The organism is Rhodovulum viride, from assembly GCF_003265965.1.
Classification (GTDB): Bacteria; Pseudomonadota; Alphaproteobacteria; order Rhodobacterales; family Rhodobacteraceae; genus Rhodovulum; species Rhodovulum kholense.
This window is the reverse complement of record NZ_MUAV01000253.1, coordinates 1-291: the sequence shown is the minus strand read 5'-3', so window position 1 is coordinate 291 and position 291 is coordinate 1. Positions and strand designations below refer to the sequence as shown.

Sequence of the window (291 nt, the reverse complement as noted above, 5' to 3'; positions counted from 1 at the left end):
CTGATCGCGGCGCTCGAAGCGACGGGGGCGTGATGCTGATCCTCGATCTCTTCCGAAGCCCCAGCGCCTTCCTGACCGACCCCTGGGGCTATGCCCGCAACCAGACGGGGCATGCGCTGATCGTCGGCCTGTTGCCGGTGCTGGCTCTGGGCCCCTGGGCCGCGCTGCCGGTTCTTGCGGGCTATGTGCTTTGGGAGGTGGCGCAGTGGCGGCTTTACCGGGCCGCGCCGTCTGATGGGCTCGAGGATCTGGCCTATGTCACCGGCGGGGTGCTGGCCGCGCTCTGGTGGC

General features: G+C 69.8%; 1 protein-coding gene. It reads left to right on the top strand.

All coding sequences use genetic code 11. From position 1 onward, the window contains the following. Positions 1 to 291: hypothetical protein (locus BYZ73_RS23360; protein ID WP_181498192.1), on the top strand; the 291-nt coding region annotated here is incomplete at both ends.